Origin of the sequence: Pseudomonas sp. B2021 (genome assembly GCF_018135665.1) — a bacterium.
Lineage (GTDB): Bacteria > Pseudomonadota > Gammaproteobacteria > Pseudomonadales > Pseudomonadaceae > Aquipseudomonas > Aquipseudomonas lactis.
This window is the reverse complement of the sequence record NZ_SMOF01000001.1, coordinates 1,942,893-1,956,977: the sequence shown is the minus strand read 5'-3', so window position 1 is coordinate 1,956,977 and position 14,085 is coordinate 1,942,893. Positions and strand designations below refer to the sequence as shown.

Sequence of the window (14,085 nt, the reverse complement as noted above, 5' to 3'; positions counted from 1 at the left end):
TAACTAAAATAATCCGAAGAAAAAGAACGCACTCAACACCCGACACTCAGATGCTTTACGCCTGAACGAACCGACGCGACCGATAAGTTTCAGACGATCAAGAAAGCTATTTCTTTTAACCAACTCTATTACATCCCTCTCTCTATCACCGGCACCGCAATGTTCTGCTATCCATAGTACGTTAGACCGATACCACCCCCCTCGGACAAGCTTGATTTTCTCCAACAACCCACCTAGGGTAGTCATGGCACCATAAACATTACTGGCATGCTGCCTGTAGAAAATAGGCGCATAAGCGTCATAGCACCAACTCATCTGGTTGGCACGAGCAATTGCATATACTAACCAATCATGAGAGCGGCCTATGAAATCCGCACTTTGTAAGTTCGCGGTGTAGCGCACCACAAGGGCTGCCAACTTTGAAGTCATTACATATGTACAGCCCGCCGATGCGCCCTGAAATAAATAATCGAAATCTTTAGCTGGATAAGACTTTTTTAAATACTGGGCATGACCTTTTGAATTCGAATAAGCAATTAAATCGGCGCTATAACCCTCATGATCCCCCTCGACAATCTTAGCGTGCGCTCGCTTTAGTTTTTCGGGATCCCAGATATCATCCTGATCGGCAAAAGCTACATAATCATAGTTTTCTATCTCAATTTGAGACAAAATTTTAAAAAAGTTTCCAGCGGCCGACCGAGTGCTAGCATCGTCTTCAATAATCGTTACATTAATCAAGCTTGCAAAGCTTTGGATAACATCGGCCGTCTTATCCGTTGACCCGTCGTCACGAATATAAAGATCGACATCAACATCCAATTGCGACAGGATCGAATTGACTTGAGAAACAATAAATGGCTCACCATTGTAAGCTGCCAACAGCACCGCAATTTTAGCCATCATGCACCTCCCGCATTTCGAAGAATATCCATAAACACCAAGCAAAAATACCCAACCGCAAATACGACGTCTATCTGACGATATCTACTGCTACTCTGCCCGGTAAATAAAAAAGCCCCTTTGGCCAAAACGCAGCTGCCCAATACATATAAAGCAAATCGAACCCCGACAACTTCGCTCAACGCAAAGGAAAGTGCTGTGAGCAACATAGAGCCACAAACAAACAGCTTAGTCCTCGCTTGCACCGCTAGATTTTTTATCGTGGTATAGGCCACCACCCAAATGACAACCATAAAAATCTTTTTTACAGTTGATGTTTCAGGAAGTTCTTGAAAGTAAACCGACCGAATCCCAATATTTAATTTTGATACCACTGAGAACAAAACATAAGCTACTTGCTGTGAAAGCAGTATCAACGTGAGAGAACACCACATCAAAAATTGGTAAAAAACCAGCCCAATCGATTTAAACATGTATGTAGCTATGCAGCTAGCAGCATACACAGCAACCAGAATCAACGCTGAATCATGGAAGGAAACGGCTAGAATAGAGAGCAGTATAAACTTTAAATTAAACTTCCCCCCGGTTGCCGCTATATAGGCAACCAATATATATGCCGGGGAGGCACGCAGCGCCGTAGTGATCAATAAAGGGCCTAAAACGGCGGTAAAGAAAAACCAACCCCGCCTCGATATGCCACCTTTAACGACACCAAAATAGAAAACAAATAACACATAAAAAATCTGAACAATTAACGCAAAAAAGTCGACAACATGATCGGCACTGTCAAAAAAAAGTAACCCCTGACTTAAAAACAGCCGAGAAACCCACTCAGCCATATATTCGTCTTTACTAAACAAGTACCCACCATTATTAACGATGGTTACATAATTCGGATAATCCGGAAACGACCAACCCCCCATGAAATAATAAACAATAAGCAGGGCAAGCACAAAAAGCAGATTGAGATAGACATACCAACTGCCCGAAAAAGAGCGTGATTGCTCCCCACCCTCTTCAAGCTTAGCTACGGCGTCGGCTTCTACACTCACTCCTTAACCCCCAACGGTAAAATAAAAACAAAAAACACCTAGCACCAATATGAACTGCGCTACAAGTTTTCCCGTGATAATTCTATTAGCACAGGCAAACTCATTACCGGCATCAAGCGCTTTGAAAAAAACACGATCCACATAGGTGAACATTATAATTGACGCACAAAAGTTAAGTAATTGACCGGTATACGCCAGCGTCATCCTAACCTCTGGATATCGAACACTTAACATAAAAGGCATGATAATCGCCAAGTTTATAAACAAACTAACCAATACAGAAAACCAAGTAAGCCTTGAAAAAAAATCAAACTTTACACGCCACCAATACGCCTTCTTTCCAGGCTCACCAAACACCGGAGTAAACCCTACACACTGGAGAACTCTAAGCACCGGACTGGTAAAACTAAACTTGCAAACGAGCCCGATCATTACCAGTCCAAGGCACATTGAATAGCCAAACATTGCAGGCACACCAATGGTGCTAATCTTACTTTCTAACAACAGAGATATGCTGAATACAGAAACCATATTCATAATGCGTGCCAGGTACTGGATCCAGTTAGCAACAGCTAAAACTTGTGTAGTACCATCCACGTTAACCTTCGCTCGAACCATGACAGCGTACACATCGAAAACCTGTGCCCCTACCAATGTAAAAATCACGATGAATTCGAATACACTCACTAAATTACTGTCCATCCATACTCCGAGCTCATTATTAAAACCTTTGGCCTAAACCTGAACACCGATCTTGATGCCTAAAGGCATTCATTAATGCAAGCCCAGACCCGCTCATGATTGACACGGTGCTTCTGTATCGTGTGCCAACATACGCGTATTATGCCTGACAGGCTCAATCCAGGATACCACTCGGAATGCTCGTGCTTCATACGCTTACGACCAACGCAACGAAGATAAATTCAACGAAATCATCTATCTCTCCCCGTCGCCCTTTCCGCCCCCAACCCACCAGCAAGACTCGGTCAAGCAGCTAAACGAGGAGCCCAAAGGCCATTATTTAGCCACCATTACAGACAGGGGGTATAATTCATGATCACGGCTATTTCAGGAGTGGGACCTCATTCAATACCGTTATTTTAGAGCGTCTTGAGAAATACATGACTACCGCAATCGCCAGACCCAAGATGATTCCGCACAATACGCCAACTACAATGACTAGAAAACGTTTGGGTTTAATGGGACTAGTTGGTTCAAGAGCCAGCTTATCAATGCTGACAAGCTTCAATCCGTCCAGGTCGATATTCAGATTCTGCAACCGAACCATCTCTGCGCGCAATGGCTGGACGCCGCTGAGGAAGAGCTCTTCATTTGCGCGACTTTCTAACACTTCCACCTCACGGTTCGTACGCAATAGTTGAAGCTCTTTTGATATTTGCGCTATCCGACCATCAGCAAAGTCATCACTGGTACGACGCTGCAGAGCAGAACGCTCCGCCAATAATGCCTCTACCCCCATAAAATACAGTGGTATTTGTTGATTATTTATCTCGGTCTTCATTACGCTCGAATTAGGACGATCGGTCTCCCCAAGCAAAGAGGGAGTAGTAGGCTTATGAATACCCAATGATCTAGCAATAACAATTGATTCTTCGAGCTGGGAAATTCGATCCGCTCGCAGCTCCTTTAACTGTATCCTTAGCGCCCTGAGCTCGTCCTGTAATTGTGAGCGCTTCATGCTATCACTCTCAAGCAAGAAGGCTATTCTTGCCTGCTTATCATTATCATAGCCTGCTCGCGCAGCTTCTAGTTTACCCTGAATTTCGTTTATTCTATTTTTAACAATAACGCGCATATCAGAAGCGATTTTCAAGCGTTCAGCTTCAACAGCGTAACCCACAAAGTTATTAAGTATCGCGACGCCATCAACCCCTGCCGGATAATTAAGATGCAGTGTTATATTCGAATCTATTGCTGTATTATTTTTCGGGTCCGACCTGGTCAAAACAATTGAATTGCGATTAAACTCTTCAAAGCTCTGCTCTAATGTCCGACCTGGGCGCACGAACGCTTCAAACAGCTTCTGGTTTTCTCTAAAAAAATTTAAACGCACTTCGTAAGATTCAAGTGACGCCCCCACTTTTATCAATGCGGCCTCTGGTGGCAACTTATAAACTTCAGAACGATTGAGTGCGTCCAACTCGTTGAGCGCAGCAGGTCGCAACACGCTATTCACAGAGTACTCAGGGGTAGCTATAAAAGCATAGGCAGTCGCGAGCAAACCGGCACCTAGCGCAAATGCTAGAATCAGCTTTTTATGCTGCCAAATGGATTGCACAAGCTCGACGATATCGATCTCGTCATTTTGAGATACAGGAGGGATACGAAAGCTACTACTCACAACAAAAACCTGCCTTCAAAGAGAAACTGCGGGCTCGTTATGCAGACAAAATTGCGTATTTTTTATTCTAATTGGATGACCGCCAAAACTCAGCGTCTCTGCCAAATTTTGAGCGCACAAAATGCCTGTTATCGAGAACAGATTCCATTCTGCCATCTCTTTGGCATATTACAAGTCTTGACATGTCTGTCAGACGTTTCTGAATTCCCCATGAGAACTGTCGCAACCAGCGGGAATAGGTAGCCAGGCAACTCAAAGCGCTCGACATGATAAGATTTCTGACAAACGGTCTCAAACACCGCCCATTTCCATCACAATGCCAGCTAAGACTCCCCCCTAAACCACCGCCTTACCCCGACGCCTACGCACAACCACCCCCAACACCGGCCCAATCACCATTCCCGCAATCAAAGCCACCACCACAAACACCGCCACCGGCATCTGCGCAGTACTCCACCCCAGGAACGACAGCGCCACGCCCTGCTGGTTTTCCAGCACAAACGCCAAAACCACCAACGCTGCCAGCACTGCCAGCACTGCAATCAATACCGCAACAACGCGCTTAACCCCACGCATACCCTTCTCCTTCCCCAAAAACACTCAGACACCTTCTTCCTCTTCTTCGTTCACCCGATCGCGCAATTCCTTGCCCGGTTTGAAGTGGGGAACGAATTTGCCGTCGAGGCTGACGGATTGGCCGGTTTTTGGGTTGCGGCCTACGCGGGGTGCGCGGTAGTGCAGGGAGAAGCTGCCGAAGCCGCGGATTTCGATGCGATCTCCGGTGGCGAGGCATTGGGACATTTGCTCAAGCATGGTCTTGATAGCCAGCTCCACATCCTTGGATGAGAGCAGCCCTTGATGGGTGACAATTCGTTCGATCAACTCCGACTTCGTCATATTTTTCCCTTCTTTTTCAAGCAGCTAGGAAAAGCGCTCCGAAGGTTTTAGCATGAGTTGATGAATTTGAACAGCCCATGTGTCAACTTATCTGAGGCTGAATAAACACGCTCAGCGGGCGGTCAACCTCTTACTTACAGATCACCAACATGGTCCGCGTCACCGCGCCAGCAGGGTTCCAGCCGAACAGGTAGTCACCCTCTTCGTCCTCGGCGTCGCTGGAACGGGTAATGACCTTGTAGCCCTGCATCTTGCACTCACGGGCGGCGCGCTTTTCGCACTTTTCCCACTTGTTGCCCAGGCCAGAGCAGTCGATCTCGATGCCACTGACGCCGCGCTTGGCGTGGGTCTTGGCGCTGGTGGAGGAGCAGCCTGCAAGCACCAGCAAGGCGAGTATTACGATAATTCTGTTCATTCAAACCCTTATTGAGTCAGCAACGCGAAATAGCCGTTTTTATGACTATAGTCAGTTCTGACATTGGGCTGAATGCCTTGGTTCGGTGCAGTTGCTTCATCAAATTTCAGGCAAAAAAAAGGCCTCGCATCGCAAGGCCCTTGATCGTGATCGTTCCCATGCTCTGCGTGGGAATGCAGCCAGTGACGCTCTGCGCCACTGGCGCTAACGGACGAGACGCAGAGCGTCTCAAGAGGCGTTCCCACGCGGAGCGTGGGAACGATCATGAATCTTGAATGAACGTGTCGTCTGTGAGTTTTTCGCGAGCGAGCTCGCTCCTACCGTTGAGGCGTCAGGCAACAAAAAAGGGCGACCGAAGTCGCCCTTTTTCTACAGCTTTACAGAACTTAGTTCTGCTTGGCCATTGCCTGGCGCAGCAGTGCCGCCATGGTGGTGTCAGCAGCAGCTTCCGGAGCAGCTTCTTTCAAGCTCTGGATAGCTTCTTTCTCTTCTACTTCGTCTTTCGACTTGATGGAGAGCTGAATCACGCGGCTCTTGCGGTCAACGCTGATGATCTTGGCTTCTACTTCCTGGCCTTCTTTCAGAACGTTGCGCGCGTCTTCAACGCGGTCACGGCTGATTTCGGAGGCTTTCAGAGTCGCTTCGATATCGTCGGCCAGAACGATGATGGCGCCTTTGGCGTCAACTTCTTTCACAGTGCCTTTAACGATGGCGCCTTTGTCGTTCTCTTGAACGTACTCGGAGAACGGATCGCTTTCCAGTTGCTTGATGCCCAGGGAGATGCGCTCGCGCTCTGGGTCAACCGACAGGATAACGGTGTCCAGCTCGTCGCCCTTCTTGAAACGACGAACAGCTTCTTCGCCAACTTCGTTCCAGGAGATGTCGGACAGGTGAACCAGGCCGTCGATGCCGCCGTCCAGACCAATGAAGATACCGAAATCGGTGATCGACTTGATGGTGCCGGAGATTTTATCGCCCTTGTTGAACTGGCCAGAGAAATCTTCCCATGGGTTAGATTTGCACTGCTTGATGCCCAGGGAGATACGACGACGCTCTTCGTCGATGTCCAGAACCATAACTTCCACTTCGTCGCCGACTTGTACGACTTTCGAAGGGTGGATGTTCTTGTTGGTCCAGTCCATTTCGGAAACGTGCACCAGGCCTTCCACGCCTTCTTCCAGCTCTGCGAAGCAGCCGTAGTCGGTCAGGTTGGTAACACGCGCGGTCACGCGGGTGCTTTCTGGGTAACGAGCTTTGATAGCAACCCATGGATCTTCGCCCAGCTGCTTCAAGCCCAGGGAAACGCGGTTACGCTCACGATCGTACTTCAGAACCTTGACATCGATCTCGTCGCCAACGTTGACGATTTCGGAAGGATGCTTGATACGCTTCCAAGCCATGTCGGTAATGTGCAGCAGGCCATCGACGCCACCCAGATCGACGAATGCGCCGTAATCGGTGAGGTTCTTGACGATACCTTTGACTTGTTGGCCTTCCTGCAGGGATTCCAGCAGAGCTTCACGCTCGGCGGAGTTCTCTGCTTCCAGCACGCTGCGACGGGAAACGACAACGTTGTTGCGCTTCTGGTCGAGCTTGATGACTTTGAATTCCAGTTCTTTGCCTTCCAGGTGCGTGGTGTCGCGCACTGGACGAACGTCGACCAAAGAACCTGGCAGGAACGCACGGATGCCGTTAACGTCGACAGTGAAGCCGCCTTTAACCTTACCGTTGATAACGCCCTTGACCACTTCTTCAGCTGCGAAGGCTGCTTCGAGAACAATCCAGCATTCAGCGCGCTTGGCTTTTTCACGGGACAGCTTGGTTTCACCGAAACCGTCTTCAACCGAGTCCAGAGCAACGTGAACTTCGTCACCGACATTGATAGTCAGGTCACCAGCATCGTTGTAGAACTGTTCCAGCGGGATCAGAGCTTCAGACTTCAGACCAGCGTGAACGGTTACCCAGCGAGCTTGGTAATCGATATCAACGATAACACCGGTGATGATGGAGCCTGCCTGAAGGTTCAGGGTTTTTAGGCTTTCTTCAAAGAGTTCCGCAAAGCTTTCGCTCATTTTAATTCCTGTTGATAAGGGCGAAGAATACGCCCATCTCCACACCCCAGACGGTGTGGGTCAGTTTCAGTTAAAAGAAGCCACCGCAGGACTATGACTGGTCCCCTGCGGCCTTCTTGATCACCCGGCGATATCGCGAATGGCGATTTCACTCATGATGCGTTCCAGCACCTGCTCGATGGACAGCTCCGTGGAATCCAGCTGTATGGCGTCAGCCGCCGGCTTGAGCGGGGCTACCGCACGCTGGGTATCACGCTCATCGCGTGCACGGATCTCATCTAGCAGACTCGACAGACTAACACCATCGACTTTGCCCTTCAACTGCAAGTAACGGCGGCGTGCCCGTTCCTCGGCGCTGGCGGTCAGGAAAATCTTCAGCGGCGCCTCGGGAAACACCACCGTGCCCATGTCGCGGCCATCCGCCACCAGGCCCGGCGCTTCCTGGAATGCGCGCTGGCGCTGCAGCAGCGCCTCGCGCACGGCAGGCAGCGCGGCCACTTGGGAGGCACCCGCGCCGATACTCTCGGTGCGAATCACATCACTGACTTCATCACCTTCCAGAATAATGCGCTGCAGCTGACCCTCGGTCGCCGCAATGAACTGCACATCCAGATGGGCGGCAAGTTTGGTCAGCAACTCTTCGTTGGTCAGGTCCACACCATGGTTGTGCGCAGCGAACGCCAGCAGACGGTACAGCGCGCCAGAATCCAGCAGGCACCAGCCCAGGCGCTTGGCCAGAATGCCAGCGATTGTGCCTTTGCCCGAGCCGCTAGGCCCGTCGATGGTAATCACCGGTGCTTTGATATTCACAATTGAGCCTCTTGGGCAACACGGATGCCGACTTGGGCACACAGTGTCAAAAAGTTCGGAAAAGACGTCGCAACATTGGCGCAGTCAAGGATACGAATAGGCGCCGTCGCCTGCAGGGAAGCCACACTGAACGCCATGGCAATCCGATGATCGCCATGAGCGTGCACTTCACCACCGCCCATCGGTCCACCGTCAATGATAAGCCCATCTGGGGTGGGTTCACACTTCACGCCCAGGGCCAACAGACCGTCGGCCATCACTTGGATGCGATCGGACTCCTTGAGGCGAAGCTCCTCGGCACCGCGTAAAACAGTACGGCCCTGAGCGCAGGCAGCAGCAATAAACAGCACGGGGAACTCATCAATTGCCAACGGCACCAGGGCCTCTGGAATCTCGATGCCCTTGAGCACGGCAGCACGTACACGTATATCCGCAACCGGCTCGCCACCCACCTCGCGCTGGTTTTCGAGGGTGATATCAGCGCCCATCAGCCGCAGGATGTCGATCACTCCGGTGCGGGTCGGGTTGATACCGACATGCTCCAGCAACAGCTCGGAGCCCTCGGCAATCGAGGCCGCCACCATGAAAAACGCCGAAGACGAAATATCCCCCGGCACTTCAATACGCGTAGCGGTCAACCCATGCCCCGACGCCAGCGACGCCGTCGCGCCCTGCACCGCCACCGAGTAACCAAAGCCGCGCAGCATGCGCTCGGTGTGGTCGCGGGTCGGTGCGGGCTCGGTCACCGAGGTTTTACCCTCAGCGTACAACCCCGCCAACAACAGGCAGGATTTCACCTGGGCACTGGCCATGGGCAGTACATAGTTCAAGCCTTTGAGCGATTGCCCCCCACGAATGCTCAGTGGCGGACGCCCGTCCGGCCCGGTTTCGATGATCGCGCCCATTTCACGCAGCGGCTTGGCCACGCGGTTCATCGGGCGCTTGGACAGCGAGGCATCGCCGGTCAACACGCTGTCGAAGCGCTGCGCCGCCAATACACCGGCCAACAGGCGCATCGACGTGCCGGAATTGCCCACGTAGATCGGCCCCGGCGCTGCCTTCAGGCCCTGCAGGCCGACACCGTGAATGGTCACGCGCCCATGGTGCGGGCCCTCGATCACCACGCCCATGTCGCGAAAGGCCTGCAAGGTCGCCAGGGCGTCTTCACCCTCAAGGAAGCCTTCCACCTCGGTCACGCCCTCGGCCAACGACCCCAACATGATCGAACGGTGAGAGATCGACTTGTCACCCGGCACGCGGATGCGCCCGCTCAAGCGTCCACCCGGGCTGGCGATGAAGGTCAGATCATCGGTGTTCACTGCTGTTTCCATATAGGCCCGGCGTGCGAGGATCTTGCTGAAATGTTCACGCGCCACCCGCGCACGGGTGAACACGCCCAGCAGTTGATGGCCGTCTCCCGCATCCACCGCGTCGCGCAAGGCGTCGAGGTCACTGCGGAAGGTGTCCAGGGTGCGCAATACCGCTTCGCGATTGGCGAGGAAGATGTCGTGCCACATCACCGGATCGCTGCCGGCAATCCGCGTGAAATCGCGAAAACCACCGGCTGCGTAACGGAAAATCTCGAGGTTCTCGTTGCGCTTGGCCAACGAATCCACCAAGCCAAATGCCAGCAGGTGCGGCAAGTGACTGGTGGCAGCCAAGACTTCGTCGTGACGCTCGACCTGCATATGCTCCACATCGGCGCCCAGCTCGCGCCAGAGACGATCCACCACCGCCAACGCCGCGGGATCGGTTTGCGCAAGCGGCGTCAGGATGACCTTATGCCGACGGAACAACTGCGCATTGGAGGCCTCCACCCCGCTCTGCTCGGAGCCAGCAATGGGATGGCCCGGCACAAAGCGCGGCGGCATGCCACCAAACGCCCGTTGTGCAGCGCGCACCACGTTGCCTTTGGCGCTGCCCACATCGGTAAGAATTGCTTGCCCCAGGTCCATACCCGCCAGCACCGCCAGCAATTTCTCCATGGCCAGGATCGGCACGGCGAGCTGGATCACATCCGCGCCCTGGCACGCGACGGCCAGGTCCGCCTCACAGCGGTCCACCACCCCCAACTCCACCGCCAACGTGCGCGATTGCGGGTCGAGGTCCACGCCTACGACTTCGCCACACAGCCCGCTTTCACGCAGGCCCTTGGCGAAGGAGCCACCGATCAACCCCAGGCCGACCACCACCAGGCGACCGATCATAGGCACAGCAGGTTGCAATGCAGTGACATCAACCACGGGCCAGAACCTTGGCCAACGCCTCAAGGAAGCGGCTGTTCTCAGCCGGCAAACCGATGGTGATACGTAGGTGGTTCGGCATGCCGTAGTTGGCCACCGGGCGCACAATCACGCCCTCGCGCAGCAAGCCCTGGAACACCGGCGCGGCCACTTGGCCGAGGTCGACGCAGATGAAGTTGCCCTTGGACGGAATCCAGCCCAGGCCCAGCTCACGAAAGCCTTCCTGCAATTGCAGCATGCCGCTTTCGTTGAGGCGACGGCCTTCTTCCAGGTATTCGGCATCCTTCACCGCCGCACAGGCGGCCGCCAGGGCCAGGCTGTTGACGTTGAACGGCTGGCGCACGCGGTTCAGCACATCGGCCACCACGGGGGTGGACAAGCCATAACCGACCCGCAACGACGCCAGGCCATAAGCCTTGGAGAACGTACGCGACACCAGCAGGTTCGGGTAAGCCGCAAGGAAATCCAGGCCGTCGGGCAGGTCGCTGCCTTCGGCGTACTCGATGTAGGCTTCGTCCAGCACCACCAGCACATGTGCCGGCACGTCCTGCAGGAATTCGTTCAATGCCTGCTCGTCAAACCAGGTGCCGGTCGGGTTGTTCGGGTTGGCGATAAACACCACGCGAGTCTGGGCATCGATGGCCGCCAGCATCGCCGGCAGGTCGTGCCCCCAATCCTTGGCAGGAATCACGCGTGCATCCGCCCCCACCGCCTGGGTTACGATCGGGTAGACCGCGAACGCGTGCTCGCTGAACACTGCGTTCAAACCTGGCGCCAGGTAGGCACGGCCGACCAGTTCAAGGATGTCGTTGGAGCCATTGCCCAGGGTCACTTGGTTCAACTCGACCCGGCACTTGTCCGCCAGCAGCGACTTGAGGGCAAACCCGTTGCCGTCGGGATAACGGGTCAGCTCGGCCAGCTCTTCACGAATCGCCGCCAACACTTTGGGGCTCGGGCCCAGCGGATTTTCGTTACTCGCCAGTTTGACGATCTTGGACGGGTCCAGATTCAACTCGCGGGCCAACTCATCCACAGGCTTGCCTGGAACGTAAGGCGAGAGTTGTTGCACGCCCGGCTGTGCCAGGGCGAGGAAGTTGCCACTCATGTCAAAGCCTCACAAAACCGCTTTCGGGTAAGAGCCCAGCACCTTGAGTGCCACGGCTTCCTGACTGATCTTCTCCAGCACGCCCTTGACCAGCGGGTCGCGGTGATGGCCGATGAAGTCGATAAAGAACACGTAGGTCCACTTACCGCTGCGCGAAGGACGAGTCTCGATGCGCGTCAGGTCAATCCCGTTATCGTGGAACGGCACCAGCAGCTCATGCAGCGCGCCGGGCTTGTTGCTCATGGAAACGATGATCGAGGTCTTGTCGTCGCCAGTGGGCGGCACTTCCTGGCTGCCGATCATCAAAAAGCGCGTGGAGTTATCCGGGCGGTCTTCGATTTTTTCGGCCAGGCGCGTCAGGCCGTACAGGCCCGCGGCCATATCGCCGGCAATCGCCGCCGAATTCCACTCACCCTTGACCCGCTTGGCCGCCTCAGCGTTGCTGGACACCGCCACGCGCTCGACATTCGGGTAATGGGCGTCCAGCCACTTGCGGCACTGGGCCAGGGACTGGGCGTGGGAATAGATACGGCTGATGCTGTCGGTCTTGGTGTTTTCACCCACCAGCAGGTGGTGGTGGATACGCAACTCCACCTCACCGCAGATCACCATGTCGTGTTCGAGGAAGCTGTCCAGCGTGTGGTTGACCGCGCCTTCGGTGGAGTTTTCCACCGGCACCACGCCAAAATTCACCGCTCCGGCCGCGACTTCACGGAAGACTTCATCGATAGCCGCCATCGGCTTGCTGATCACCGCATGGCCGAAGTGCTTCATCGCCGCTGCCTGGGTGAAGGTGCCTTCAGGGCCGAGGTAAGCCACTTTCAGCGGCTGCTCCAGCGCCAGGCACGACGACATGATTTCACGGAACAACCGCGCCATCTCTTCGTTGCCCAGCGGCCCCTTGTTGCGCTCCATCACACGCTTGAGCACCTGGGCTTCACGCTCCGGGCGGTAGAACACCGGCACTTCGCCTTCGGCGAGGGATGCCATCTTTACCCGGGCCACTTCCTGGGCGCAGCGCGCACGCTCACTGATCAGCTCCAGGACTTTCTCGTCCAGGCTGTCAATGCGTACGCGCAGGGCCTTGAGTTCTTGCTCAGACATTAGCCGTGTTCCTTCTCGAACTCTGCCATGTAGGCAACCAGCGCATTGATGGCGTGGATGTCGACGGCGTTATAAATGGAGGCGCGCATGCCGCCCACCGAGCGGTGGCCCTTGAGGTTCAGCAGGCCGCGCGCGTCGGCGCCGGCCAGGAACGGCTTGTCCAGACGGTCGTCAGCCAGGCGGAACGGCACGTTCATCCACGAGCGGTCGGTGAGGTTGATCGGGTTGCTATACAGGCCGCTGGCGTCGATGAAGTCGTACAGGACGCGCTTTTTCTCTTCGTTGAGCTTGCCCATGGCCGCCACGCCGCCCTGCTCCTTGAGCCATTCGAACACCAGGCCCGACAGGTACCAGGCGAACGCCGGCGGGGTGTTGTACATCGAGCCGTTATCGGCCGCGACCTTGTAGTTGAGCATGGTCGGGCACAGCGAGCGGGCGCGGCCCAGCAGGTCTTCACGGATGATATTGACCAGGATGCCGCTCGGGCCGATGTTCTTCTGCGCGCCGGCGTAGATCATGCCGTATTTGGACACGTCGATCGGGCGCGAGAGGATGTCCGAGGACATGTCGCACACCAGTGGCACGTCACCGACTTCAGGCACCCAGTCAAATTCCAGGCCGCCGATGGTTTCGTTCGCGACGTAGTGCACGTAGGCCGCATCCTTGGACAGCTTCCACTCGTTCTGACCGGGAATGGCGAAGTAATCGTAGGGTTTGGCGGTGCCTGCCACGTTGACATGGCCGTAGCGCGAGGCTTCTTCAATGGCCTTCTGCCCCCAGATACCGGTGTCGATATAGTCGGCAGTGCCGCCTTCGGGGAGCAGGTTCAGCGGGATCTGGGCGAACTGCTGGCTCGCACCACCCTGCAAGAACAGCACTTTGTAATGGGATGGGATGCCCAGCAAGTCGCGCAGGTCCTGCTCGGCCTTGTTGGCGATGGACACGAACTCATCGCTGCGATGGCTCATTTCCATCACGGAGAGGCCTCTTCCATGCCAGTCGAGGAGTTCACCCTGCGCACGCTGCAGGACTGCTTCAGGAAGCGCCGCGGGACCGGCACAGAAGTTATAGGCTCTCTTGCTCACATCCAATCTCACTCTGATCTGGTGGGGCTGCAATCAT

At 54.5% G+C, this 14,085-nt stretch carries 13 protein-coding genes; all 13 read right to left on the bottom strand.

Annotated elements, in window-relative coordinates:
* Positions 1-3: 3 nt before the first annotated feature.
* Positions 4-903 (bottom strand): glycosyltransferase, encoded by a 900-nt coding sequence (locus tag E1K68_RS08880; RefSeq protein ID WP_212613979.1) that lies wholly within the window; start codon positions 901-903, stop codon positions 4-6.
* Positions 903-1,955 carry a hypothetical protein gene (locus tag E1K68_RS08875; RefSeq protein WP_212613978.1) on the bottom strand — a complete coding sequence of 351 codons (1,053 nt, stop codon included), beginning with the start codon at positions 1,953-1,955 and terminating at the stop codon, positions 903-905. The genes E1K68_RS08880 and E1K68_RS08875 overlap by 1 nt, the downstream gene beginning before the upstream one ends.
* A gap of 3 nt (positions 1,956-1,958) precedes the next feature.
* Positions 1,959-2,657, bottom strand: a complete 699-nt coding sequence (locus tag E1K68_RS08870) for a hypothetical protein (protein WP_212613977.1) — start codon at positions 2,655-2,657, stop codon at positions 1,959-1,961.
* 361 nt (positions 2,658-3,018) lie between these two features.
* The gene (locus E1K68_RS08865) at positions 3,019-4,317 is read right to left on the bottom strand and encodes a Wzz/FepE/Etk N-terminal domain-containing protein (protein WP_212613976.1); all 1,299 of its coding nucleotides are present in this window, start codon (positions 4,315-4,317) and stop codon (positions 3,019-3,021) included.
* Positions 4,318-4,653: 336 nt separating this feature from the next.
* Positions 4,654-4,893 carry a lipopolysaccharide assembly protein LapA domain-containing protein gene (locus E1K68_RS08860; RefSeq protein ID WP_212613975.1) on the bottom strand — a complete coding sequence of 80 codons (240 nt, stop codon included), beginning with the start codon at positions 4,891-4,893 and terminating at the stop codon, positions 4,654-4,656.
* A 24-nt stretch (positions 4,894-4,917) separates the two neighbouring features.
* Positions 4,918-5,214 carry an integration host factor subunit beta gene (gene ihfB, locus E1K68_RS08855; protein WP_003189779.1) on the bottom strand — a complete coding sequence of 99 codons (297 nt, stop codon included), beginning with the start codon at positions 5,212-5,214 and terminating at the stop codon, positions 4,918-4,920.
* Between the two features lie 130 nt (positions 5,215-5,344).
* Positions 5,345-5,629 (bottom strand): hypothetical protein, encoded by a 285-nt coding sequence (locus E1K68_RS08850; RefSeq protein ID WP_003189775.1) that lies wholly within the window; start codon positions 5,627-5,629, stop codon positions 5,345-5,347.
* 386 nt (positions 5,630-6,015) lie between these two features.
* Positions 6,016-7,701 carry a 30S ribosomal protein S1 gene (rpsA, locus tag E1K68_RS08845; RefSeq protein WP_003189774.1) on the bottom strand — a complete coding sequence of 562 codons (1,686 nt, stop codon included), beginning with the start codon at positions 7,699-7,701 and terminating at the stop codon, positions 6,016-6,018.
* A 120-nt stretch (positions 7,702-7,821) separates the two neighbouring features.
* Complete coding sequence (gene cmk, locus E1K68_RS08840; RefSeq protein WP_003189772.1) at positions 7,822-8,511, bottom strand: (d)CMP kinase; 690 nt, start codon at positions 8,509-8,511, stop codon at positions 7,822-7,824.
* On the bottom strand, positions 8,508-10,718 hold the full coding sequence (locus E1K68_RS08835; RefSeq protein ID WP_244858871.1) for a bifunctional prephenate dehydrogenase/3-phosphoshikimate 1-carboxyvinyltransferase: 2,211 nt from the start codon (positions 10,716-10,718) through the stop codon (positions 8,508-8,510). The genes cmk and E1K68_RS08835 overlap by 4 nt, the downstream gene beginning before the upstream one ends.
* A gap of 28 nt (positions 10,719-10,746) precedes the next feature.
* A complete protein-coding gene (gene hisC / locus E1K68_RS08830; RefSeq protein WP_169855522.1) occupies positions 10,747-11,859 on the bottom strand; it encodes a histidinol-phosphate transaminase in 1,113 nt (370 codons plus the stop codon).
* A gap of 9 nt (positions 11,860-11,868) precedes the next feature.
* A complete protein-coding gene (gene pheA, locus E1K68_RS08825; protein ID WP_003172650.1) occupies positions 11,869-12,963 on the bottom strand; it encodes a prephenate dehydratase in 1,095 nt (364 codons plus the stop codon).
* Complete coding sequence (gene serC / locus E1K68_RS08820) at positions 12,963-14,048, bottom strand: 3-phosphoserine/phosphohydroxythreonine transaminase (RefSeq protein ID WP_212613973.1); 1,086 nt, start codon at positions 14,046-14,048, stop codon at positions 12,963-12,965. The genes pheA and serC overlap by 1 nt, the downstream gene beginning before the upstream one ends.
* Positions 14,049-14,085 lie beyond the last annotated feature (37 nt).

Bases quoted from the DNA above. Each gene is read 5' to 3' on its own strand.
- E1K68_RS08880 (WP_212613979.1), bottom strand. From the start codon at position 903: ATGGCTAAAATTGCGGTGCTGTTGGCAGCTTACAATGGTGAGCCATTT.
- E1K68_RS08870 (WP_212613977.1), bottom strand. From the start codon at position 2,657: ATGGACAGTAATTTAGTGAGTGTATTCGAATTCATCGTGATTTTTACA.
- E1K68_RS08860 (WP_212613975.1), bottom strand. From the start codon at position 4,893: ATGCGTGGGGTTAAGCGCGTTGTTGCGGTATTGATTGCAGTGCTGGCA.
- ihfB (WP_003189779.1), bottom strand. From the start codon at position 5,214: ATGACGAAGTCGGAGTTGATCGAACGAATTGTCACCCATCAAGGGCTG.
- E1K68_RS08850 (WP_003189775.1), bottom strand. From the start codon at position 5,629: ATGAACAGAATTATCGTAATACTCGCCTTGCTGGTGCTTGCAGGCTGC.
- rpsA (WP_003189774.1), bottom strand. From the start codon at position 7,701: ATGAGCGAAAGCTTTGCGGAACTCTTTGAAGAAAGCCTAAAAACCCTG.
- E1K68_RS08835 (WP_244858871.1), bottom strand. From the start codon at position 10,718: ATGATCGGTCGCCTGGTGGTGGTCGGCCTGGGGTTGATCGGTGGCTCC.
- hisC (WP_169855522.1), bottom strand. From the start codon at position 11,859: ATGAGTGGCAACTTCCTCGCCCTGGCACAGCCGGGCGTGCAACAACTC.
- pheA (WP_003172650.1), bottom strand. From the start codon at position 12,963: ATGTCTGAGCAAGAACTCAAGGCCCTGCGCGTACGCATTGACAGCCTG.